Source organism: Ruegeria sp. YKSE079, assembly GCF_059612845.1.
In genome coordinates this window covers 19,172-41,978 of sequence record NZ_JBXWRJ010000005.1, presented here as the reverse complement: position 1 = coordinate 41,978, position 22,807 = coordinate 19,172, and the positions used below count along the sequence as shown (strand labels likewise).

Below are 22,807 nucleotides of genomic sequence, written 5' to 3'. Positions count from 1 at the left end.
TTTTGGTATTGCACACGGGCTGGAACAAGGTTAGCTAACACCGCAGGCACCTGTAGCTCAGCTGGATAGAGCGCTGCCCTCCGAAGGCAGAGGCCAGAGGTTCGAATCCTCTCAGGTGCGCCACTTTTTCACTTAATGTATAGATTTTATTAAATAAAATAAAGATTCGCATTGAAGCCACCAAAGGGATTCAAACCAATCCCGTAACGTTTCCCGCAACACAATTCACAAAATCTGGTGCGCACTCCGGTACTCTCCACTTTACCTCGTCGGCTCATTCTGATTGCTTGCAAAGCAATTCACGGAAAGGGATTTTAATGCGCATTGAAATCAACTCAGAAGAGCGCGCTTGGGAAGTATTGGCAAACCTAGGGTCTGGACCCATTGATTTCAGAGGGGTGTCGTGATTCACGGTTCGAAAACGAGCGGTGAACATGTCTGATCTTTTCTGGCTGACCGACGCCCAGATGGCGCGTCTCCAGCCCTTCTTTCCCAAGTCCCACGGCAAAACTCGCGTCGATGATAGGCGTGTGTTGAGCGGGATTATCTTCATCAATCGCAATGGCTTACGCTGGCGCGATGCGCCCAAGGAATACGGTCCGCACAAGACGCTTTATAACCGTTGGAAGCGCTGGAGCGATAAGGGCATCTTCGCAAAGATGATGATGGGACTGGCAGCCGATCACGGCGAGGAGAAGACCGTGATGATTGATGCGACCTATCTCAAAGCACACCGTACGGCGTCCAGTTCGGGCGTCAAAAAGGGGGGCGTGGCCGTCTGATCGGTCGCACCAAGGGCGGGATGAACACGAAGCTGCACGCCATCTGCGACAGCCTGGGGCGGCCGCTCAACCTGTTCGTCACCGCCGGACAAGTCAGTGACTACATTGGCGCCCGAGCGTTGCTGAGCAGCCTGCCGAAGGTCGATTGGCTACTTGCCGACAGAGGCTATGATGCCGATTGGTTCAGAGAAGCGTTGAAAGACAAAGGGATACGTCCTTGTATCCCGGGTCGAAAGCAACGCAAGAAAACTGTCAAATACGACAAGCGGCGCTACAAGCGACGCAACCGGATCGAGATTATGTTCGGCAGGTTGAAGGATTGGCGGCGCGTCGCAACCCGTTACTACAGATGCCCAAAGGTCTTCCTTTCAGCCATCGCCCTAGCGGCAACCGTCATCTATTGGCTATGAGTCCTGACCCTTGGGCGATCTTCGGATCGCCCCTTTTTCTGTCCAGTGATTGCGACTATCTTGTAGGCTTGGAAAAGGACAAATCTCAACTTGAGCGCTTCAAGGAACTCGCCCGTGAAGTCGAGGCGGATGGAGATGAAGAAACGTTCAAGCGTGCATTGAAAAAGATGCGCGAGGAGCCGAAAGAGAAAAAGCCCGCCAAAGACTGAGCGGACACATGCCTTGGCGTGATAGGGTGAGTATGCTCAGGTTATTTGCAAAGTATACAATCGCCCGCGGTTTACAACCTGTTCAATTTGGAGCGCAGCCTCAACTCCAGACCAAATCTCAAGCTCAACCGCGCCGCCGCACTTGCCAATTGGCGCAGTCTCTGCGCCGAATAAGGGGCAGTGGTCCTGCCCTTGTAGAGATTAGTTAGCATTAGTTCGCCAGCACCGCTTGCTTCGCTTGTTCCGATGACATGTCTAGTATTTCGTAAATTCGAATCTTTGTTTTCGTAAAATCGCATTGAAACCATTTTAATAACACTAAGCTTGATGGGGTTGGGTTGCACATGTTTCACTTTTAGAACCTGGCTGAATAGGCTTATGCCACGCGACGAGAAACTGGAGCTGGGACAAAAATCATCGATGAGGGCGCGCAAACTGCCAAATGCCCAACGTCTTGAAAACCAACATGGAGAAATCAAATGGACAAAAGAACAGGTTTGCTGGCAAGTGTGGCCGCGGTTATGTCGCTTGTTTCAACGCCGGTCATAGCAGCTGACATTGTCATTGGGGTTCCAAACTGGCCCTCGGTGAACGCAACAGCGCACATCCTCAAGGTGGCGATTGAGCAAAACCTGGGTCTTGAAGTTGAACTTCAAAATGGGACCAATCCGATTGTTTTCGAAGCGATGGATTCCGGTGCGATGCATGTGCACCCCGAGGTGTGGATGCCGAACCAGCAAAATCTTCATGACACTTATGTCAAGGGAAATGGTACGGTTGTGATGAACCCGAACGGTGTTGAAGCGTTCCAGGGGATGTGCGTTGACAAAGGAACCGCCGAAAAACACGCGATTTCATCGATCGATGATCTGACGAATCCAGACGTAGCAGCGATATTCGATTCCAACGGTGACGGTCAGGGCGAGATCTGGATTGGCGCTCCCGGTTGGGCTTCGACCAATGTCGAAAAGATCCGGGCAAAGTCGTATGGGTATGACCAGACCATGGAGTTGGTGGAAATCGACGAAACAGTGGCCTATGCCAATCTGGATAATGCCATCAAGGCCGGCGACCCGTGGGTCGGGTTTTGTTATACGCCTCACTACGTCTTTGCGCTGCATGACATGACGGTTTTGGAAGAGCCTGCCTATGATGCTGCGAAATGGAAGGTTGTTCAGCCGACCGACAGCCCGGACTGGTTGGAGGAATCCGAGGCGGCCGTGGCCTGGGATTCTGCGTATCTGCACCTGCACTACGCAAAGTCACTGGAAGAAGAATACCCGGAGGTGGCGAGCCTATTGGCGAACATGGCGTTGGACACGGAAACAGTTTCCGCAATGACCTATGCGCTGGTCATCGACAAGAAAGAACCCCTTGCATACGCCGAAGAATGGGTAAGCGAACACGAAGACCAGGTTCTTGGGTGGATGGCGCAATAGAACGCGCTGGCGCTCAATGAGTCCACACAGGCCGCCAGGGCACAGCCTTGGCGGCTTGCTTTGCATGATAAGGGGCGGAAATGAACGAAACGGTCGTCAAGTTGACAGACGTCTGGAAGATCTTTGGCGCCCGCGCCGAAGAAGCGATGTCTGCAGTCATGAAGGAAGGGATCGGCAAACCCGAAGTCCTTGATCGGTTCAACTGCGTCGTTGGCGTACAAGGAGCGACGTTCGAGGTCTCACGAGGCGAGATATTCTGCATCATGGGATTGTCCGGGTCAGGCAAGTCTACATTGGTGCGGCATGTCAACCGCCTGATCGAGCCTACTGCAGGCAAGATCGAGATCCTGGGCCGCGATGTTTCGCAGATAGGGGAGTCGGAACTGCGCCGTATTCGGGCGCAGCAGATCGGAATGGTCTTCCAACACATGGCACTGATGCCGCATCGGTCAGTTCGGGACAATGTTGCCTATCCGCTCGAAATCAGAAAGGTTTCAAAGTCCAAACGCTGGGCCGTTTCGGATCACGCACTGGGATTGGTGGATCTGACTGGTTACGAAGATCGGCTTCCCAAGGAGTTGTCAGGGGGAATGCAGCAGCGCGTCGGCATTGCTCGTGCGCTCGCGTCGGATCCCGAAATACTATTGATGGACGAACCGTTCTCAGCCCTGGATCCGTTGATCCGATTGCAGTTGCAGGATCAGTTCAAGGCACTTGTGGCGCAACTCAAGAAAACAACCCTGTTTATCACCCATGACCTTGATGAAGCCATCAGGATCGGCCACCGCATTGCGATCATGAAGGATGGGGTCATCGTCCAGATCGGTACGCCAGAGGATATCGTGATGAACCCGGCAGACGACTATGTTCGCGAATTTGTGCAGGGAATATCCAAGCTCAAACTCGTCAAAGCCCATTCAATTATGGAACCTTTGGACAGCTACAATGGATCGATTGATGGGGCACCGCGTGCCGACGAAAGTGCGGACCTGGACCAACTGATTGACTTAGCCGTGAATACGGAAATGCCTGTCGTCATTACCGACGCCGGAGCAGATGTCGGCTTGGTTACAAAACCTCGTCTGCTGCGCGGAATTCAGGGGGGCAAAAATGAGTGATCTGGCGTCTGATATCAAAGTCACCGCAGCATCCGACATCGAAGTCGACCGTGAAGCGCTGGACAGTTCGATCCACGAATTTGCAGAGACCAATGGTGACTACTATGTCGGTGCATTTCACAAGATCCACGATGCGGTCAACCTGTTGCCCAATACGTTCAATCTTTGGGCGGCGGTCTTGGGTCCGTTCTGGGCGGCAAGCCGTGCTATCTGGGGAATGTTCTGGACCTTTCTCATACTCGAGATCATCGCCTGGGTGCAGATTGGTCGGGGTGCTTGGGGCAATCCAGGAGCAGATCTGCTCGGCCGTGCCTCGCGTCAACAGGCTCGTGCCGACGAGTTGCTAGGCCGGGCAGCAGAAGCAACCGAGCAAGCCGACATAGATCGGTTTACCAAGTTGGCGGCAAATATCCAGAAGGCGGCGGACGCCAGTTTCGAGAAAGCGCAAGCAGCCCAATCCGAAGCACTGGGCATCTTGATCTTCGGGCTATTGATGCTCGCGGTCTTCAAACTGACGCAAGGGCTGTACGCGGACAGGGTTTATGAGAAACAATATTCGCGGTGGCGCATTGATCCTGAAGGCACCGAAAGCGGGCGCTCAACCCGGAACACCATACTTGGCGTCGTACTGATTGCGGCGATTGCTCCGCTGATCGTCTACAAATTCACGGTGAACGCATCTTTCGCCATGCTTGACGAGTTTCCGGAAAAAGAGGTTTCGGCCATCTTTCTCGGTCAGGACGGCGGGACCCTGTTTTCAACCCTTGCCACATGGATGGAGGCGCGCATCGACGGCGCTGCTGCAGCTGGAGGAGACGTCTTTGACGGCATCGTAGGTGGAGTTCGCACTGTTCTGGATGCGCTGACGGTCGCCTTGATCGGTTCACCATGGCCGGTGGTCATGCTGGTGATCTGCGTGACGGCATGGCGCGCTGCGGGACCGAGAGTGGCCATATTCACAGCTTCTTCCCTGGCCTATATCGCACTTTTGGGCTACTGGGATGTTGCGATGGAAACCGTGGCCCTTGTAGGCGCGGCGGTGATACTCTGTGTCGTTTTCGGTATCCCGCTGGGGATCTGGTTTGGCAAGTCCAAACGGGCCTATTCGGCGGCCGAACCCGTTTTGGACCTGATGCAAACCCTTCCGGCCTTCGTCTATCTGATCCCGATCATCGCATTTTTTGGTACGGGCAATCCTCCAGGAATTTTGGCGACGATCATTTTTGGCATGCCGCCTGTGATCCGCCTGACGGCATTGGGTATGCGTGGGGTTCCAGACAGTATCAAGGAAGCAGCTGTGGCTTTCGGGGCGTCGAAATGGCAACTCTTGAAGGACGTCGAAATCCCGCTGGCCCTGCCTTCGATCATGACAGGCGTGAACCAGACGATTCTCATGTGCCTATCCATGGTCGTCATCATCTCGCTGATCGGGGGGGGAGGACTTGGAAAAGAGATCCTCGAAGCACTGCAATACGCGGCCAAGGGGCCTGGTCTTTTGGGCGGCTTCGCAATTCTGTTCTGTGCTATGGTTATCGACCGGATTGTTCAGGGCGCCTTCAGACGGGAAGATGAGAAAATCTGATAGAGCAGCAGGGCCTCGGGAACATCTCGGGGTCTTTTTCAGTCAGTGAGGCCTGCGATGACCGACCGTTATGAGAAATCGATGATGGACAATCTCTACTGGTGGGGCGTGCCAACGCTTTTCAGGTGTGCTCACACTGAGCCCGAAGGGCAAGATATCGCGCTGGTTGGGGTTCCACATTCGACCGGAAACGGGACAACCGAGCGGGATCAGCATTTGGGCCCAAGGGCAGTGCGCCATGTTTCAGCAGTTCAACGCAGAGTGCATTCGGTTTTTCAGATCGACCCTTGGGCAAGTGCCCAAATTGCTGATGTGGGCGATGTCCCATTTCCCCGTGCCAATGACAATGAAGACTGCATCGAACGCATCACGGCTTTTTACCAGGATATCGACGCTGCGGGGGCTCGCCCCGTTTCTGTTGGTGGAGATCATTCGATCACTGGCGGCATCGTTCAGGCGTTGGGATGCGGCAAGTTGGCCGGGGGCGAGCCTGTTAGCTTTCTGCACCTTGATGCGCATACAGATGTGTTCACAAAGGTCGACCATTTTCTTGGGGCGCACAAATCTGCCGCGCATTGGGGTGCCTATCTGGCCGATCAGGGGCAGGTGGACCCAAAACGTTCTATGCAGATCGGATTGCGGGGCCACCCACGAAGTCTGGACTGGTTACAGCCGTCATATGACTACGGGTACAACATCGTGACGATGCAAGAGTTTCGACAACGCGGACTGACCGACGTCGTGGCGCAAACCAAAGAAGTCTTAGGCGATCGCCCTGTCTATATCACTTTCGACCTGGATTGCCTCGACCCGACGGTGGCGCCCGCTGTCTCGAATCTGGAGCCCGGAGAAAAAGGCTTTGACATCGATGAAGCCGTAGGAATTCTGCGTGCCGCGCGCGGTTTGAACATCATTGGCGGTGATGTCGTGTGCATGATGCCAACCAAGGACAGCCCAAACAACATCACGGCCCTGACTGCTGCGGCTGTGATGTTCGAGATGATTTCCATGATCGCGGAAAATGTCAGTTCGACTTAGCGCGTCGGGCATCTATCGCCTGTGCCATCACGCAGAGCAATTCGAACATCAATGAAATACCAAGCCACGCAGTGCCACCTTCGGGATCGAAAGGTGGCGAGACTTCAACCAGATCGGCACCCACAATGTTCAGCCCTGACAGTTTGCGAATAACCTGCTGGGCCTGAAAACTGTTAGGCCCGCCGATCTCGGGGGTTCCGGTGCCAGGTGCATAAGTCGGATCCACGAAGTCGATATCGTAAGTGCAATAACAGGGCTCTGTTCCGATGATGCCATTTACCTCGGTCATGACGTCATCAATGCCACGGTCGAATAGCTCTTCGATGCGGATGATGCGAATTCCCTGTGCCTCACCCCATTCGACATCTTCCGTATTATAGGCTGTGCCTCGAATGCCAACCTGAACAAAGCGCTTTGGATCGACCAGCCCCTCTTCAACCGCGCGCCTGAACGGCGTCCCATGCGTGAACTTATGGCCACCGAAGTAGCTGTCGAACAAGTCGGTGTGGCTGTCGAATTGGATTAGCCCCAGCGGACCAGAATTTGCCAAAGCCCGCAAAACCGGAAGCGTTGTCAGATGGTCTCCACCTGCCGTCAGTGGCGCGATGCCATTCCGAACAAATGTGGAATAGAATGACGTAACGCGCTCCAATGTATCTTCGATATCCACGGGGTTTGGGGAAACGTCCCCAAGGTCGGCGCAGTTCACCAAGGAAAACGGGCTGATACCTGTGACAGGGTTCATGGCCCGGATCATGGTCGAATAGTCGCGCAATTGCCGAGGTCCGTGGCGGGCGCCGGGGCGATTGGTGGTTCCTCCGTCCCAGGGTATGCCGACGACGCCCAGTTCAACTTCTTCAAAGCGTTCATGATCCGGTGCCAGATTTGGCAGACGCATGAATGTCGGAACACCCGCAAAACGCGCTAGCTCCATTGCTGAAACCGGTTGAAAGAATGTGTCTGTCATGTTGACTGTTGATCCTCGCGATTTTCCGTTTCATCCGGTCCGTATCATCGATCTTCGCTAAAACAATTGTTATGCGGAAAAGGCTCAGGTCAGAATTCGAAAACATTTCCGGATCTGAGCGTCCTGCTCGGGTGTAAGATACCCTGGATGATGTGCTCTTAGAATCTCGACTGCCCGTTCGCGGGCCTTGGTCCACGCATCCTTTGCACCGTTCATTTCCCATGTCCGTGGTTCATTCCGATCCGCCAGCGAAGGATAAAAATAGTCTCTCTCCATTGCGTCATAGGTTTGCGAACTTCCCAGAAAATGACCGTCACTCAGCACGGATTGGCAAATCGCTTCAAAGCCGAGGTTCTCTTCGGTCACCTCTATTCCGCGAAGGGCGCGATAGGTGTGGGAATGCATCTCGTTATCCAACACGAATGCTTCGAAACTGACCCCCAGCAATGATGCCGTCATCCCCGAGCTTTCATAGATCAGGTTACCCCCAGCCAACGCGGCGGCAAGAGAAGTCATGCCCTTTTCCATCCCGTACTGAGCGTCAATCGCCTTGGCGTCCGTCATTGAGGCTGCAACCCCCGAAAGTAAACCCAGCCAATTGATGATTTGCGCCGAGGCCGCGTTCAGAACCGCGGTCTCACCACCTCCGCCAGCAAAAGCTCCGGTTCGTAGATCGACGATAAATGGCCAGTTCGAGAATACCATCGGGAAACCGGGTGAAATCACATTCACCATCACCAGGCTCGCCAATGTTTCGGCGAGGGATTGAGCAAGAAATCCGGCCAATGTCGCAGGTGCCGTGGCCCCGGCCTGCGCAGCGGTGATGCAGGACATGGGAATATTGTGTTGGATACATTCGTAAACCACGTCAACTGCATCCTCGCCATACCGCAACGGGGAAATGACGGGGCTGATGTGCGCTTTCAGGAATGGACGTTTGGCAAATTCTCCCGGCCCACCGGCGACGATGTCCAGAAGGTCAACGATGGGTGATACGTGTTCTGCCAATGTAAACGACGTAGCGACTGGTTTGGTGGTATTCTTGACCAGCGCATAGACTGTGTTGACGTCCAGGTCGAACGCGTCCGGCACATCGGTTGCTACGCAACATCTGGTGAACCAACTGACATTTTCCATCGTATCCTGCAGACGGGCAAAGTCATGCAAATCAGCCAGCGTCGAGGGGCGATATCGTCGCGTCTCCAGATCAAGCGTCTGTACCGCCGCGCCGCCGGTGCCAAAAAATACACGGTTTCCGCCAACTTCTATTGATCGGCTTTCGTCCCGGCCATGCAATACGAATGTCTTGGCCGCAATTGAGACTGCGTGTTCAACCATCGCACGTGGAAAAAGCAATCTTCTTCGCTGGCCTTCTATTGCCCCCGCAGCCGTCAGATCGTTGCGCAACCTCTCTGGTACTTCCCCCATGCCGAGGGTTTCGAGTAACCGCAGTGCGGCGTTATAGATCAGCGCCACTTCGGCTTCTGCGAGAGGGGTGAATGAACCGCCGGTCTGACCGGGAGGGCAAGGGGCGATCACCGGTTTCGCTGCTCGTTGCGCCATCCGAGCCCTTCGCCCGATTCTTTTGCTAACTTCAGACGACATAACCGCTGCGCTCCCGCGTCAATGCTGGCTGTACACTACAGGCTTCCAGTATCGAGCGGCAAAATGTCAACCAAGCCTTGTGAAATCTAAAACCTAAGTTTCGATTTTTCGAAACTGCCAAATGCCTCGTTGCTGACAAGGCGGCTTTCTTTCCATGAATGTGGTTGCGGAGAGAGGAGCAAACCGGATGAAATCGCGCACAAAGGTTGTGGTTATTGGCGGAGGAATTGCCGGATGTTCGACCCTTTATCACTTGACCCAGGAAGGGTGGAGCGATGTGGTTCTGGTCGAGCGGAATGAACTGACATCCGGCACAACATGGCATTCGGCCGCTCAAGTCACCAATTTCGGTATGAACCAGACGATGATAGGACTGAAGTCGCATTCCATCCGCCTCTATAAGGAACTGGCAGAAGACGCCGACTATCCTATCAATTATCATCACGGTGATGGCGGTATCCGCTTGGCCAACACCGAGGCGCAGATGCAAGGGTATCGCCACTTTACATCGGTGGCCCGTGGAATGGGCGTCGATTTCGAGGTGATCGATGCCAGCGAATGCGCCCGCAGACACCCGTTGATCTCCACCGAAAACCTGATCGGAGGCCTGTGGGATCCGTTGGATGGTGATATCGACCCCGCGCAATTGTGTCAGGCGCTGGCGCGGAGGGCACGAAAAGCGGGCGCCGAGATTTACCGTAATACTCCCGTTGTCGGATTGCTTCAGCACAACGACGAGACTTGGACCGTCCAAACCGAACACGGAAACATTGACTGTGACATTGTCGTCAATGCTTGCGGCTATCGTGTGAACGAAGTGGGTGCGATGATGGGCATTCACCATCCGGTCGCGTCGATGGAGCATCAGTACTTCCTGACCGAAGAAATCCCCGCCATCCGGGACGCCGGTCATAGAATGCCACTGCTACGATGCCCGATCAGCGACTATTATTGCCGTCAGGAAAAGAATGGTTTGCTGGTCGGGTTTTATGAACAGGACTGCAAGACCTGGGGGATGGACGGGATCGATCCGCACTTTGCCAACGCCCTGTGCCCCGACGATTTGGACCGGGTGACAGATGTCTTGGAGGGCGCTTTTGCCCGGATGCCAGCCTTGATGGAAGTTGGAATACACACTGTCGTCAATGGCCCGATTACATACACAATTGATGGGGCGCCGATGGTGGGACCCATTCCGGGAAAGCGAAACGCGTTTTGCATCATTGGCCTTCGCGCCGGGCTGGGCGAAGGAGGTGGGCACGGTTGGCTGTTGGCGCAGCAGATCGTGCATGGTGAAGCGTGTTACGACACATGGTGCATCGATCCGCGAAGATTCACAGGTCACGCCAATGTGGAACTTACCGCGTTGAAAGCCGTAGAAGATTACCGAAACGAATTCAGGTTTCACTTCCCGCATGAACACCGGCCAGCGGGCCGCCCGGCCAAAACCACGCCATTGACCCCCGTTTTGGCCGCGGCCGGTGCCGAATTCACGGTGGTGAACGGATGGGAGCGTGTCGATTACATCAAACCTCATGCCGAATTCAAACCAACGCTGAGTTTCGATTTTGACGAAGCTTTTGATGTTGTCGCATCCGAAGTAAAAAACATTCAGACAAATGTCGGGTTGACCGAGGTCAATGGTTTCAACCGCATCGAAATCATCGGATCAGGCCGCCATGCATTTCTGGACCGGATGTTCTGCGGTGCCGTGGCCAAACGCGATGGTCGGGTCGGGTTGGGATACTTGTTGAACCATCAGGGCAGGATCAAGGCCGAAGCGACTGTCGCCAACCTACCGGCCAGCGACCGAGGGCCTGAACGCGTTTGGTACGGCTCGGCGGCAGCAAGCGAATTTCACGACATGGACTGGCTCAAGCAGCATCTGGAACCTGATGAGGACGTGCAGATTCGAAGCCTTACAAACGACCAAACCATTCTGGTTCTTGCTGGCCCAAACGCCCGAAAAGTTCTGTCGTCCTGTTCGCGCGGCGATTGGTCTGCTCGGGCCTTCCCATGGCTCAGCGTGCGAGAGTGTTTCGTCGGTATCGCACCCGCTACTGTCATGAGCGTCAGTTTTTCAGGTGAGTTGGCATATGAGATCCACGTTCCCAACGCTTCGCTCCATGCGGCATTTCTTGCACTCCAAGATGCAGGTAAGGTTTATGGCCTGCACCTGTTTGGCGCCCGGGCCATCGAATCCATGAGAATTGAGAAAGGCTTCTTTCATTGGAAATCGGACCTTGTCACTGAATATGACCCCTTTGAAACAGGTTTGGAGCGTTTCGTGAATTTGGACAAAGCCTGTTTTGTCGGTCGGGATGCGCTGCTGAACAACCTTCAACAAGGACCGCAAAAACGATTGGTGACCTTGCAAGTTCACGCCGAACAAGCACCGGCCCACCCGGGGGCGTCAGTGATGATTGGTGATGATGTCGTGGGCACGGTTACGTCCGGGGATTGGGGTCATCGAACCGGATTGAACTTGGCATATGCATTTGTCGATGTCGCTTGCCAGGCCCGAGGCAACAGTCTTGAGATTGATATGTGCGGTGTTCGGACCGAAGCAACAGTGATTGCACCCAGCCCTTATGATCCTCTAATGACCAGACTGCGTAGCTGATTTCATGTGGTTCCCGCGCTCGGTATTTAGCCCCTGAGTGTCCGAGCATTGGAGTTATGACGCAGTGCCAATGGGAAGAAATACATATTTGGTATTGCCGCGGCGTAGGTTCTCTGTTTCGATTTTATAGAAAGAGTGGAAATTTCAGGAACACCGCATTTGCCAAAGTCTCTAAGTCTCCGCTGGCTGGAAGTATTCCAGTTGATCGCCAAATCCGGCTCCATTCAAAAAGTGGCGTCCGAAACGAACTTGTCCATCAGTACTGTATCCAATCACTTGCGAAGCCTAGAAAGCGCCCTAGGGGTCGAATTGGTCGACCACAGCCGTCGGCCAATGAGCTTAACCCCCGCAGGAGAGGTTTTTTCACGCTATGTTCGTGAAGGCCTTACTGTACTGAAGCGAGGGGAAGGGGAAATCCGCTCGGGGACCTGGCGCAATGCCACGTCGCTGCGGCTCGCGTTGATTGACGATTTCGACTACCAAGTCGCGCCAGAGTTGTTCAGATTCTTAGCGCAAGCGTTGCCGCGGTGCAGCTTTCGACATTTCACCCGGCCGAGCCACGAGATCATCGCCAAACTGCAGGAGCACAAACTGGACGCCGGAGTGGCAACACTTCCGGTGGGCAAGACCGACGGATTGCTGGAGTATCCATTGTTGCGTGATCCGTTCATCGTAATTCTGCCCAAGAACTTTGTGGGAACTGTGGAGGATGTGTTCACTCCGGATGCCGAATTGCCGTTTTTGCGGTATTCAAGGGACTACACGATTGGCAAGCAGATTGAGGTTCAACTCAACCGCAGCAAGTTCAACCTGCCAAACAGGTTCGAACTCGAATGCAATCAATCGATTGTCGGTCTGGTTGCGGAAGGTAGCGGTTGGGCGATTACCACGGTTGCCAGCTTTCGACGCGCACAGCGCTTTCATGAGAGTGTCAGGACCATGCCATTTCCTGGACGCAACTTTTCACGAACGATCTCCTTGTTCACAACTGACGTCTATCCCAAATCTACGTCCTTGTTGATCCACAAAGTACTTAGTGGTTTGATACAACAGTATTTTTGCGATCCCATTTGTAGAAAGATTCCTTGGCTTGACGGTGATTTTCGGGTGTTGACGGACATGCAGTCCAATTAATCATTTCTGAGCGAGTTGGGCGGTTTCTCTTCGTTTTATGCACCAAACGCAAACTTTGCGACAACCAACGCCGATCCGGAAATAATCTGTTTGGTGTCGAACCACAGCAATGGAACCTGTCGATAATCTCGTTCACAGATGGGCGCAAATCAGGTCTCGGCACTCATTTCGCCAAGGGCGCGGTGTCAAGGCGGGCAATGGTCAGTTATCCTGTTGGGGTCGCATTGCACTGACGGCATCCGAGCCGCGTGAGATGAAAGTCGGCTGAGAATGCCAGACCGGAACTCGAGAATGTGGTAAACTACAAGGGGCCACATGCATACCAGACGCAAAAAAATGGGGGGTGCCATGTCAAATATTCAGACCGCAGTGAGGTGTCCCCAGATCTGTAAAGGCTTGCGACACATGCTTGGGTTGGGGGGCCTGTCGTGAGTGGTGTCATGACAACGCTACCTTTTCAACCCAAGGTGAGGCAATCAAGGATGTCGCGACTCTCGAAGCATATTCCGAATGGGCCAAGGGATTGCTAGGTCCCATGCCAGACGCACAGTATGATTTGAAGGCACTTTCTGAAGATACCGATACCGGCAGAGTGACTGCGGTGGCAGTCTTCAAGGGAACCCAGACGGGTGATGCCGGAAACGGCGCGTCAAAAAAACGTGGCAAGCGGCTATGTCTACGTCTTTGGTTTCGATGGAGAGAAAATCAGCCATATGACCAAAGTATGGAATGAAGGTTTTGTACTCCGTCAGCCTGAGTGGGTCTGAGATCCGTCGATTGAGCTGTGTGCGCCTTGGTCGCGGCAGAAATCAAAACTCGGTCGAATTCCTTGAAATCGGGAAACGAACCGGCATGTCGGTAAGGGCCCCCGGCGTACAGATTACGTTCTTACTGCCTTGGGAATAGACTGGGCGACGCGCCGAACTCGTACCCCCTCATGGAAATCGTAATTAGACTATCAAGACGCGTCGCCTTGTCTGGGTACGAGTCAGGCGTGGCGAAAGTTTGTCTGGTTCATGAAGAATTCAAATTCTCTGATTTCAAAGGAACGCGACGACAATCGGTTTTTGGCCCGATTTCGCCTGTTGAGCGCCGCATTGGCATCGTGGTTCGAACTATGCCAGACTGTTGCGCATTGCATCAATACGCGATGAAATATCGTGGGGCGGCGTGTCAAACTCACCATGAGTTAAAAAAATACGCTGAAACAAATATCGACGCGCCACCCACGTCGGAATCCTGTCATTACGGCAAAATTATGTCTATATCTCCATTGTTGACAATTTGTTTCCGTATTGGAACCTTCGTGAGTAAGGACTTTAGTCAGTTCGACCTATAGTCCATACTCAGCGTGCCTGATATGACTGTCTTGTTGACACTCTCATCACTTGTAACCCGTCATTTCCAGGTATCCTCGGCCCGTGTGGCTGCCGGTAACATAGACCGGGCCTTCCCAATAGGGGAAAGACGTTCCCATCCAAGATGATGGGTTGAGAGCGGTAACCTGAACGTCAAGGCCCTGCTTTTCCAGTTGCAAATACCAGCTGGTCGGGATGGTCCGTCCTGCGACTTGGCTGTTCTGCAGTGGTCTGGCAGACAGAGAACCATCTGGCAAGAATGTTGAACTCCCGTTTGGAGAGATCCAGGTTGCAGCGGTAAAATCGCCATTTTTGCTGCGCAGCCTAAATGCCATGAGCTTGTCTCCGCTGTCAAAGCTCAATGAGAACCAGTCCCATCCCGATTGGTCATCTGCAAGGGGCTGTGAAGACCATTCCCGATCCAGCCAAGCCTGTCCCGTGACCGCAATTTCGCCATCTGGTAGTTTCAGAATGCCGGACGCAGCGTAGGCGGGTTGCGAATAGTAATAGCTGACCTGACCGGATGCCGACTTTGTCGATACCCCGTTCTCACCGTGAAGAATGAGCGGACCTTTTGCTTCGAGGGTCAAATCATAAGCAAATCGGGCGCCACGTGCGAACAATGACAGGGTGTCGAGATTTGGGCCAGCCATTTGCCAGTCGTCGATCCACGCTGAAAAGGGAATGGCAGTGACCCCTGCCTGACCTATGCCGCCACGCGAACGTCTCTCGGCGAACATATGGGCATCGGGTGTGGTGACCGCTGCGTGGCCCAACCACAGTTGGGGGCTTTGCCATCCGTCCGCTTCCCGTGGTTTCAAGGCAGTGCGGAAAAGCGTCCACTGAATGCCATAGTCGCGCCCGTCTTCTCCCGAGAGCGTGGCGGTGACGTACCACCATTCGATGCGAAACGAAGGATGCGCGCCGTGATCGGCGGGAAACGAAAGCTTATACCCACGTCGGGGAGTCTCAAAACCTTCTGCGGTCGCGCCTAGACCTGCAAAACCCTGTGCCAAGACAGGCCAAGGTAGGAGTAGACACAAGACAAGCACTTTAACGTTCATTTGCAAAGACTTTCAACAGATCGGATGGTGGCAGGCGATAAAGTCTGAGCGCGGGGATAACAGCAGCCAATGCAGCGGCCAACAGGGCCATCATCGAAAGCAAGAGCCAATCTGAGGGAAAAAGATACATCGGCAATCTCCAACCAAATGCCTCGACATTGATCACTGTAAGCAGGATCCATGCCAAAAGCAGACCCAAAGGAAGTGCCAGTATGGCCGTCAAGGCAGCAAGAACGACGCTTCGGATCAGTTCCAATCCGGCCAGGTTCTGGCGAGACAGGCCCAATGCCCAAACTGGCGCAACTTGCGGCAGGCGTTGCCCCCAAAGTGTCAACAAGCTTGTCAGGATTGCGAACCCCGCGACGCCGAGGGTAAGGATATTGAGTGCAGCCGTTACGACAAACGTCTTCTCAAAGATTGCGCGGGATTGCTCCTTTAAGGCGGCCTGATGGATAACCGAAGTGTCAGGCAGATCGAACTGTGTGCGAATACTCCGTGCCAACTCGGTAGCGAGTTCAGGAGCGATACGGACGCCAAAACGCCGGTTCGGGGCGTTGGGAAAGCGTTCTTCAAACCGTTCCATAGAGATGATCGCCTGACCGGTCGGGTTGCCATAATCCGAATATACCCCTGCGACTGTTGGAGCCCAGTCAGGGGCGAGTATCAGTGTATCTCCGGGCCAAAGGTTGCCGCGCCGCGCAAGTTGTTCGTTTACCAGTACACCTGTTCCTGTGGCCACCTTGTCCCAAACATCGCGATCAGCAGAAATAAGAGGCCATTTCTGCCGGTATGTCGGGTGATCGATGATGCCATAAAGAAACAGCGGCCCTGTCTCGTGCCGCAACTCGAACCGGCGGATGGGCAGAACCGCATCGGCCCGTGTTGCAAGCCACTCGCCAAGTTCCTGGCCTTGGTTGTCATCCAGAGCAGTTACATACAATTCTGAGGTCAACCGTTGATCCAGCCAGCCGTCGAACGTCAAGCGAAAGCTCGACACCATCGTTCCGACGCCGATATTGGCAGCCAGTGCCAGCAACAGAGCCATCAGCGCCAGCGCCAACCCCGGCAGTTGCGCCTGCAAATCTGCCCAAACCCATTGAGTGATCGGCGTCTTGGCAGTGCGCGCGCATAAAATCAGGACGCGCGACAACGCAAACGGAAGCATCAGCGCAACGCCCAACAGCAAACCAGCCAACAGCACGAATCCTGCCCAAAGGCCATCAAACAAGACAACAGGGGCCACTCCGGCGGCAACCAACGCAGCACCGATAACAGCGCTTCGCGTTTGCGCGTTGCCCGCCCCACGCCAAGCTTGCTCGCCGGGGGCGCTTAGTAGCGGCAATCGTGCCAACTTCCATAATCCTTGAGCGCTTGCAACCAATGTCCCACCAACAGCCATGCCGATCCCCGAGACAACCCATTCGGGACGTAGTGACATCTGCCCTTCAACCGGCGCGTCGTACAGTCCACGCAATGTCGCCGCAACATCCGGCAGAAGTGCACCCGCAAGCCAGTATCCAAGGACCAGGCCCAATCCTCCGCCAGCGAATGAAAGAAATAATAGCTCGGTTGCGACGAGCCCGGTGATCAGCTCCAACGGAACACCCAGCGCGCGCAGGGTACGGATCATTCCACGCCTTTGCGACAGGGCAAGGCCAATGGTGCCGTGAACGATGAACAAACCCACTGCAAAGGATAAAAGACCAAATGCGGTCAGATTCAGGTGAAAACTTTCGGTCAGTTGCGCGGTATCGGTACCTGGGCCGCTGCTGATCCGTTCCAGGTCAGGTGCCAGTTCACTCAACGGCTGCAATCCCATTGGCTGATCAGGCAGGATGACCAATCGCGAGATCTCGTTCACCTTGTTTAGAATCTTTTCGGCGACACCGATATCGGTCAGGATTAGGTCGGGCGGAACTGCCTCGCTGGGGTATACCGGTGGCAAGTGAGGCTGGCGGTTAAGCATTTCAACAATATCAGGGCGCACGAACAACAAGCCAGGTTCTGTCAGCGCTTCAGCCGGGGTTCCAATGGCAGCGTTTTGTTGCGCCTCTTCAATTGCCGCCAGAGCGGGGTAAGAGACAAGGTCGGCGCCCATCACTCTGAAATAGCGATCTTCGACACGCAGATTGCCGTCGAGAACAGCCGCAAGCTGCCAGCCCGCCCGCCGTAATTCGACATAGCGCGAAAGGGGGATAGAGCCGTTCGGCGCACGAAGTTCTTCAAATTGACCCAATGCGAGTTGCCGGTTCGCCGTGGCATAGCTTGCCCGCGCTTCGGCGTTGATGGCCTGAACCGCCGACCAAAGCGCTGTTGCCAGCGCGACACCCAATAGAAGTGTCAGCAATTGCAACTTGTGTCGCCGCCAATGCGACCAAAGCGCCGGGATCGTGGCCCTTATCATTGAAGTTGGCCACCGGCGAGATGCGCGCGCCGGTCCAGTCGTCCGGCAATGCTTGGCGAGTGGGTGGCCAAAAGCAGTGCTGTACCCGTATCGCGAACAAGTTGCAGCATCAGGTCCAGAACGTTCTCGCTGGCGGTTTCGTCCAGATTTCCCGTAGGCTCGTCCGCAAGCAGTAGTTTGGGTCGCGCCGCAAGGGCACGCCCGATCGCCACCCGCTGCTGTTGACCACCCGACAACTGCTCGGGATAACGCTGCGGCAGGTTGGTAAGGCCAAGCCGCTCTGTCAGCTCAGCCAGCCACGTTTTGTCCAACCGGTCAGAAAGCCGGGCTTGGAAAGACAAATTCTGTTCGACAGTCAGCGACGGAATGAGGTTGAATTGCTGAAACACCAAGGCCACGGTATTGCGGCGCATCTGCGCGCGACCACGGTCTGACAACGACGAAAGGGGGATCCCCGCCAAGGTAATTTCGCCACTATCGAGTTTGTCCAGCGTGGCCACCAGGTTCAGTAGAGTGCTCTTTCCGCTTCCGCTTTCACCGGTCAAGGCAAGGGTCTGACCTGCATCCATTTGAAACGAAACATCTTTCAGAACAGGGCGCCCGCCGGGGTAGGATTTTCTTACCTTGTCTACATTTAGCAGCATCATCGCTCCGGTTTCGTGTTGGTTGAGAATGTGTTCCTCGGCAACCGCATGTCCAGCGTTGATCCCGCCTTTGAACAATTCGCCGCAACATGACCATTGATGCAAGTGTCGGCCAGGGGTTGTTCCTCTATCAACGCCGGGTCATTCTTGAACTGAGTTTGACCAGGTAGCGAGGAGACCAAGCATGACATTGTCGCAACAAATTTTGTGGGGCAGTGTCTATCTGATGATTTGCTTCCTCATCGAGATCGGCCTTTTGACCTGGTGCACGGTTCTGATCCGAAGCGTGCACGAAAAATGTTGCAATCGCGGATTGGTCGTGCGAACCGCCGCGCCGATCGTGGTTGCATTGGCCACCATCGTCGCGATTCACACAATTCAGGTCTGGATCTGGGCCATTGTCTGGGTTTGGAGCGATATCCTCCCAGACTGGAACACCGCTCTCTACTTTTCATTGGTCACCTTCACCACCCTGGGCTATGGCGACATTGTGCTGGGCGAAGAGCTGAGGATTTTCGGGTCCTTTGCAGCGGTGACAGGATTGCTGGCTTTTGGGTTGTCTACCGCGTTCCTCGTGGCCCTCATGACCCGGTTGTTCGAGGACCGGTTCCTGTCTTAGAGGATTGGTGCGAAAAGGCGGGCAATCGGTGCCCCGTACCGGATATAAATCGGTTGATCCTCCAGCCTTTTTGTCAATTCATAACTGGAATTGAAATCGTCTTTCAGCATCTCGGCGATAGAGTGTGCGGCACGGTGATCAAAAAACAGGGCCATTGCTTCGAAATTCAACCTGAATGACCGGTTGTCGAGATTTGTCGTACCGACCGCGGCCAAAGTATCATCGACCACGAATACCTTTTGATGCATAAAACCGTCGTCATACCGAAAGATGCGTACGCCACAGTCGCGGATCTCATCGAAATAGGCGAATGCGGCAAGCCAAGGGATCCTGTGGTCGGCCACTTCGGGAACCAGAATGCGCACATCGACACCTCGCATGGCCGCATGTTTGAGCGCGGTCATGATGTCGATATCGGGAACGAAGTACGGCGAGGCAATCCACAGCCGTTCACGTGCTTCAGTGATTGCTGCGAAGAACATCATCGCACCGGTCTCGGTGCGGTCGCCGGGGCCGGTCGCCACGATCAGCGCATTCATGTCCTCGGGTGCGGCAGGGGTCGCCCATGTTAACAGATCGATCAGGTCTTCGTTTCGCGCCCAGTGCCAATCCTCGGCAAAAACCAACTGCAATTGCAGGGCGATGGGGCCGCGGACACGCAGATGAGTATCCCGCCAAGGGCCGAAATCGGTCTCTTGCCCCAGATATTCCACACCCACATTGTGGCCGCCAATGAACCCTGTGTGGCCATCAATCACGACGGTTTTGCGATGGTTACGATAATTGAGCTGAAACCGGAAATTCGGTCCGCGTTGATCGCGCGGATCAGCAACGTCGATCCCTGCCTTTCGAAGCTTGTCGAAATATCTGCGGGGCAGGCCATAACTTCCGACAGCATCCGTCAGGAAACGGACATGCACCCCCCGCCGGTGCGCAGCGATCAGTTTTTCCTGCAACTCCAGCCCAAGCTCGTCGTCTCTCACGATATAGAACTGAATCAGAACGTATTTTTCTGCGGCGTCGATCGCCTTGAAGATTGCCTGAAAGGTATCTTCCCCGTCAATCAACAGATCGGCGCCATTGCCGCGGGACACCGGCATATGGGCCAGGTCCTCGAAGGGTCGAGGGTTGATGGACATTTCCCTGGGGTCGGGGCTGCTCGCCTCGGCAAAGGCCTTGAGGCCGGCGACAACCCGTTCACTTTCGCGGCGAGCAATGCGGTAGCCCCGAAACCGGTGATGTCCCAGAAACATGTAAAGTGGCAAGCCGGCGAACGGGAAGGACAGAAGGAAAACCACCCAACCCACCGCGCCTTGTGGCGTTCGTGCGGTTTGTGCTGCGCGCACAGCGCAATATACGGCCAAGGCGTAAGCCGCAAAAACGGTGGCAGAGACGATGGCGGTCCACATTGTAATCCGGTCGTTTCAGTAACTTAACAAGGTCAGTGTATTCCTGATCAAGGTCTGAGGCCACAGCAATGATTTTTGAGCCTGAGAGGTTTGTCCGCATGTTTGCCCAGTTTGCAAGTGAAACTCAAAGCCTGCTTCGCAACTCTGCTACCGTTGCCCGAATTGTTTCGCGTATGGGGCCGAAACGCGGCTTATCGCGCAAAGTCGTGCACCAGCTTTCCGGGGGACTGCGCCCCGCCGCCCGTCGCCATGTCAACGCCTGCAGGACCGAAACAGCAGGTTGGGGAAGGCGGTCGGGCACTTCATACCCCGAAAGCGTCGCCCAGACGCCTGTCCACAACCTTGCGACCGACCATGGGTTGTAACCGCCGCCGCCAAGAACAAGTAGGCGATCGGTTAATTCGTTCAGTGCAGTTACGGATCGCCAGTGCGAATTATTGGACAGGGTAAGCCGCGACAGGGGGTCCTCGAATACGGCATCTGCCCCGCACTGCAACACAATTGCATTCGGTTTGAAAGCCGAAATTGCCGGTAGGATCAGGTTGTCTAGGACCAAAGAAAACTCGTCATCGTTAAAACCTTTTGGTACAGGCAAGTTAAATGCTGTGCCGCCGGTATCATCGTTGAGACCGCCGGTGAATGGCCAGCGCCTTTCTTCGTGAACCGAAATAAGCCGGACATTTTCGGAACCGGCAAAAGCGTCTTGAACTCCGTCACAGTGATGTGCATCGATGTCAACGTAAGCGATGCGTTCCAATCCTGTAGCCAGTAACCTCAGGATCGCAAGAACCGGATCGTTGAGATAGCAAAAGCCTCCAGCCCGGTCGGGAAATCCATGATGGGTGCCGCCTGCCGGATTGAAGACGGCGCCTCTCTCAGCGATCAGTTCCGCCCCCAGCATCGACCCACCGGCAGCCGTGGCGGGGCGCCGGTACATCTCGGGAAAAACCGGGTTCGACATTGTGCCCAATGCATGGCGTTTACGTACGTTGTCGCTTACATATTGCTGGCGTTCCGCATCTTGCAGCGCGGCAATATATTCCGGCGTGTGAAACAGGGTAAGCGCGGCGGGTTTTGCCCTCGGGCTCGTCAAGTATTGCGCTTGGGGCAACCACCCCAAGACCCGGCACAAGTCTATGACCGTCGACACTCTCGGGATGGCCAGCGGGTGGTTTCGTCCATAGGTCGAGTGGCGATAAATTTCCGCCCCTATGAACAGAGAGTCATTCACCGTCGGGGCCGTTATCAACCAATTGACCATCCAGCGACATTAGGATCGCAACAGGCCGCAGCGAAGGTACATGACTAAAGACGATCAGGATGCAGACCGTCAGCGGAACACTCAGAAATGCCCCGATCAGCCCCCAAACCGTTGTCCAGAATGTCAGTGCCAGAATGACCAGAAATGTTGACATGTTCAGTGATCGACCCAGCATTGCCGGGTCCAGGAAATTGCCGATCAGGAACTGCAGTGTTCCGCACCCGAACACGATGATCAGAAACGGTGTGACGGATTCGAACTGCACCAGCGAGGCCAGCGCCGGAAAGATCACCGCGATGATCGAGCCAATTGACGGAATGAAGTTCAGTGCAAAAGTTAAAACGGCCCATGTCTCCGCGTACTCCAACTTGAGAACCTTGAATACCGCATAGCTGATCAGGGCGGTCACGGCGCTGATGAAGGTCTTGACACCCAGGTATTTCTGTAAACTCAAGGAAATCGCATCCATGACCGAAGCCATGTCATCACCAAGCTTTGGGCTTCCAGCCGCAAGTCGGATCTTTTTGCGAAAGGCTAACCGCTCGGCCATCAGGAAGGCGACATAAAGGCTGATCAGAAAGAACTGGTTCAACAGCGAGGTCGCGCTGCCCAGCGCCGTACGGGCCACCAGCGCCATGTCGATGTTGATCAAGTTGTCCCGCACGAAATTTGTCACATCGTTGCCGACGAAACCGGTGATCCGACCGACAGCCACATCAAACTGGTTTTCGTACGTGCCCAGAGTGCGCGCGAACTGTGTGGCCTGGCTGCCAAGGACGTAGACGATTAGGAACAATCCTGCCAGGACGACGGTGATGCCTGAAAGATTTGCCAGCCATACCGGAATGTGAACCCAGGAAACAACTCTGTCGCTGACTGCGATGATCAGGACGTTTACCAACAAAGCCAGCGCCAACGGGATCAGAAACGCCGATCCCGCGTAAAGTGCGAAGACGATCAGCGTCAGGACGATCAGCGTGTCCCTAACCGCAGGCAGGCTGAACCGTATGGACGAAAGGGTGTTGTCGTGTTTGTCCGTCATGTAACTGAAACCCTTGTCGGCCCACTGTTTTGCCCATTCTAAGGGATGTTGCCCATTCTGATACCAGAGTGCAACGTTCCGGATGCCTTGGCAGGGCTG

At 54.7% G+C, this 22,807-nt stretch carries 17 protein-coding genes, 1 tRNA gene and 1 pseudogene; 11 read left to right on the top strand and 8 right to left on the bottom strand.

Annotation, left to right across the window (positions count from 1 at the left end):
- Window positions 1-46 precede the first annotated feature (46 nt).
- The 8 genes and pseudogenes from AC2FMY_RS06050 to AC2FMY_RS06015 all read left to right on the top strand — a co-directional run bounded on the left by AC2FMY_RS06050 (window position 47) and on the right by AC2FMY_RS06015 (window position 6,578).
- Window positions 47-123 (top strand) — tRNA-Arg (locus tag AC2FMY_RS06050).
- 311 nt (window positions 124-434) lie between these two features.
- Window positions 435-1,192, top strand: a protein-coding gene (locus AC2FMY_RS06045) for an IS5 family transposase (protein WP_496745133.1) whose coding sequence is annotated in 2 segments (ribosomal slippage) — window positions 435-750 and window positions 750-1,192 — 759 coding nt in all. Because the reading frame shifts where the segments join, the coding sequence is not laid out codon by codon here.
- Between the two features lie 68 nt (window positions 1,193-1,260).
- Window positions 1,261-1,401, top strand: coding sequence for a hypothetical protein (locus AC2FMY_RS06040; protein WP_480751326.1), 141 nt, complete (start codon window positions 1,261-1,263; stop codon window positions 1,399-1,401).
- 66 nt (window positions 1,402-1,467) lie between these two features.
- A pseudogene (locus AC2FMY_RS06035) lies at window positions 1,468-1,575 on the top strand (IS6 family transposase); the annotation flags it as partial.
- 305 nt (window positions 1,576-1,880) lie between these two features.
- On the top strand, window positions 1,881-2,840 hold the full coding sequence (locus tag AC2FMY_RS06030; protein WP_480751327.1) for an ABC transporter substrate-binding protein: 960 nt from the start codon (window positions 1,881-1,883) through the stop codon (window positions 2,838-2,840).
- A gap of 80 nt (window positions 2,841-2,920) precedes the next feature.
- Window positions 2,921-3,958 (top strand): quaternary amine ABC transporter ATP-binding protein, encoded by a 1,038-nt coding sequence (locus tag AC2FMY_RS06025; RefSeq protein ID WP_480751328.1) that lies wholly within the window; start codon window positions 2,921-2,923, stop codon window positions 3,956-3,958.
- Entirely contained in the window at window positions 3,951-5,540 is a 1,590-nt protein-coding gene (locus tag AC2FMY_RS06020) for an ABC transporter permease (RefSeq protein WP_480751330.1), read from the top strand. The genes AC2FMY_RS06025 and AC2FMY_RS06020 overlap by 8 nt, the downstream gene beginning before the upstream one ends.
- Before the next feature lie 57 nt (window positions 5,541-5,597).
- A complete protein-coding gene (locus AC2FMY_RS06015) occupies window positions 5,598-6,578 on the top strand; it encodes an arginase family protein (RefSeq protein ID WP_480751331.1) in 981 nt (326 codons plus the stop codon).
- On the opposite strand, the gene speB is transcribed toward AC2FMY_RS06015, so the two are convergent.
- Together speB and AC2FMY_RS06005 are read right to left on the bottom strand one after the other, a co-directional pair.
- Window positions 6,565-7,545, bottom strand: a complete 981-nt coding sequence (gene speB / locus AC2FMY_RS06010; RefSeq protein WP_480751333.1) for an agmatinase — start codon at window positions 7,543-7,545, stop codon at window positions 6,565-6,567. The two genes, AC2FMY_RS06015 and speB, sit on opposite strands and share 14 nt — an antisense overlap.
- Before the next feature lie 84 nt (window positions 7,546-7,629).
- Entirely contained in the window at window positions 7,630-9,150 is a 1,521-nt protein-coding gene (locus AC2FMY_RS06005; RefSeq protein ID WP_496745121.1) for a trimethylamine methyltransferase family protein, read from the bottom strand.
- Window positions 9,151-9,337: 187 nt separating this feature from the next.
- Between AC2FMY_RS06005 and AC2FMY_RS06000 the strand changes: the two genes are divergently transcribed.
- Together AC2FMY_RS06000 and AC2FMY_RS05995 are read left to right on the top strand one after the other, a co-directional pair.
- Window positions 9,338-11,773 (top strand): GcvT family protein, encoded by a 2,436-nt coding sequence (locus AC2FMY_RS06000; protein ID WP_496745123.1) that lies wholly within the window; start codon window positions 9,338-9,340, stop codon window positions 11,771-11,773.
- Between the two features lie 135 nt (window positions 11,774-11,908).
- Window positions 11,909-12,907, top strand: a complete 999-nt coding sequence (locus tag AC2FMY_RS05995) for a LysR family transcriptional regulator (protein WP_480751337.1) — start codon at window positions 11,909-11,911, stop codon at window positions 12,905-12,907.
- Window positions 12,908-14,291: 1,384 nt separating this feature from the next.
- Here the strand turns inward: AC2FMY_RS05995 and AC2FMY_RS05990 are convergent.
- The 3 genes from AC2FMY_RS05990 to AC2FMY_RS05980 are packed head-to-tail and all read right to left on the bottom strand — an operon-like array spanning window position 14,292 to window position 18,377.
- Complete coding sequence (locus tag AC2FMY_RS05990) at window positions 14,292-15,329, bottom strand: lipocalin-like domain-containing protein (protein ID WP_496807133.1); 1,038 nt, start codon at window positions 15,327-15,329, stop codon at window positions 14,292-14,294.
- Entirely contained in the window at window positions 15,319-17,733 is a 2,415-nt protein-coding gene (locus AC2FMY_RS05985; protein ID WP_496807132.1) for an FtsX-like permease family protein, read from the bottom strand. The genes AC2FMY_RS05990 and AC2FMY_RS05985 overlap by 11 nt, the downstream gene beginning before the upstream one ends.
- Window positions 17,730-18,377, bottom strand: coding sequence for an ABC transporter ATP-binding protein (locus AC2FMY_RS05980; RefSeq protein ID WP_480751342.1), 648 nt, complete (start codon window positions 18,375-18,377; stop codon window positions 17,730-17,732). Before AC2FMY_RS05980 ends, AC2FMY_RS05985 begins: the two co-directional genes overlap by 4 nt.
- Window positions 18,378-18,561: 184 nt before the next feature.
- On the opposite strand from AC2FMY_RS05980, the gene AC2FMY_RS05975 reads away from it, so the two are divergent.
- On the top strand, window positions 18,562-18,996 hold the full coding sequence (locus AC2FMY_RS05975; protein WP_480751343.1) for an ion channel: 435 nt from the start codon (window positions 18,562-18,564) through the stop codon (window positions 18,994-18,996).
- Here AC2FMY_RS05975 and cls read toward each other — a convergent pair.
- From cls to AC2FMY_RS05960, 3 genes are all read right to left on the bottom strand, one after another.
- A complete protein-coding gene (cls, locus tag AC2FMY_RS05970; RefSeq protein ID WP_496807131.1) occupies window positions 18,993-20,405 on the bottom strand; it encodes a cardiolipin synthase in 1,413 nt (470 codons plus the stop codon). The two genes, AC2FMY_RS05975 and cls, sit on opposite strands and share 4 nt — an antisense overlap.
- Window positions 20,406-20,529: 124 nt before the next feature.
- Window positions 20,530-21,666 carry an acetoin utilization protein AcuC gene (locus tag AC2FMY_RS05965; RefSeq protein ID WP_496807130.1) on the bottom strand — a complete coding sequence of 379 codons (1,137 nt, stop codon included), beginning with the start codon at window positions 21,664-21,666 and terminating at the stop codon, window positions 20,530-20,532.
- Window positions 21,629-22,708 carry an AI-2E family transporter gene (locus tag AC2FMY_RS05960; RefSeq protein WP_496807129.1) on the bottom strand — a complete coding sequence of 360 codons (1,080 nt, stop codon included), beginning with the start codon at window positions 22,706-22,708 and terminating at the stop codon, window positions 21,629-21,631. The genes AC2FMY_RS05965 and AC2FMY_RS05960 overlap by 38 nt, the downstream gene beginning before the upstream one ends.
- Between the last annotated feature and the right edge of the window lie 99 nt (window positions 22,709-22,807).

Excerpts from the sequence above, each read along its gene's own strand:
- AC2FMY_RS06030 (WP_480751327.1), top strand. The coding sequence starts at position 1,881 with ATGGACAAAAGAACAGGTTTGCTGGCAAGTGTGGCCGCGGTTATGTCG.
- AC2FMY_RS06025 (WP_480751328.1), top strand. The coding sequence starts at position 2,921 with ATGAACGAAACGGTCGTCAAGTTGACAGACGTCTGGAAGATCTTTGGC.
- AC2FMY_RS06020 (WP_480751330.1), top strand. The coding sequence starts at position 3,951 with ATGAGTGATCTGGCGTCTGATATCAAAGTCACCGCAGCATCCGACATC.
- AC2FMY_RS06015 (WP_480751331.1), top strand. The coding sequence starts at position 5,598 with ATGACCGACCGTTATGAGAAATCGATGATGGACAATCTCTACTGGTGG.
- speB (WP_480751333.1), bottom strand. The coding sequence starts at position 7,545 with ATGACAGACACATTCTTTCAACCGGTTTCAGCAATGGAGCTAGCGCGT.
- AC2FMY_RS06005 (WP_496745121.1), bottom strand. The coding sequence starts at position 9,150 with ATGTCGTCTGAAGTTAGCAAAAGAATCGGGCGAAGGGCTCGGATGGCG.
- AC2FMY_RS06000 (WP_496745123.1), top strand. The coding sequence starts at position 9,338 with ATGAAATCGCGCACAAAGGTTGTGGTTATTGGCGGAGGAATTGCCGGA.
- AC2FMY_RS05990 (WP_496807133.1), bottom strand. The coding sequence starts at position 15,329 with ATGAACGTTAAAGTGCTTGTCTTGTGTCTACTCCTACCTTGGCCTGTC.
- AC2FMY_RS05985 (WP_496807132.1), bottom strand. The coding sequence starts at position 17,733 with ATGATAAGGGCCACGATCCCGGCGCTTTGGTCGCATTGGCGGCGACAC.
- AC2FMY_RS05980 (WP_480751342.1), bottom strand. The coding sequence starts at position 18,377 with ATGCTGCTAAATGTAGACAAGGTAAGAAAATCCTACCCCGGCGGGCGC.
- AC2FMY_RS05975 (WP_480751343.1), top strand. The coding sequence starts at position 18,562 with ATGACATTGTCGCAACAAATTTTGTGGGGCAGTGTCTATCTGATGATT.
- cls (WP_496807131.1), bottom strand. The coding sequence starts at position 20,405 with ATGTGGACCGCCATCGTCTCTGCCACCGTTTTTGCGGCTTACGCCTTG.
- AC2FMY_RS05965 (WP_496807130.1), bottom strand. The coding sequence starts at position 21,666 with ATGGTCAATTGGTTGATAACGGCCCCGACGGTGAATGACTCTCTGTTC.
- AC2FMY_RS05960 (WP_496807129.1), bottom strand. The coding sequence starts at position 22,708 with ATGACGGACAAACACGACAACACCCTTTCGTCCATACGGTTCAGCCTG.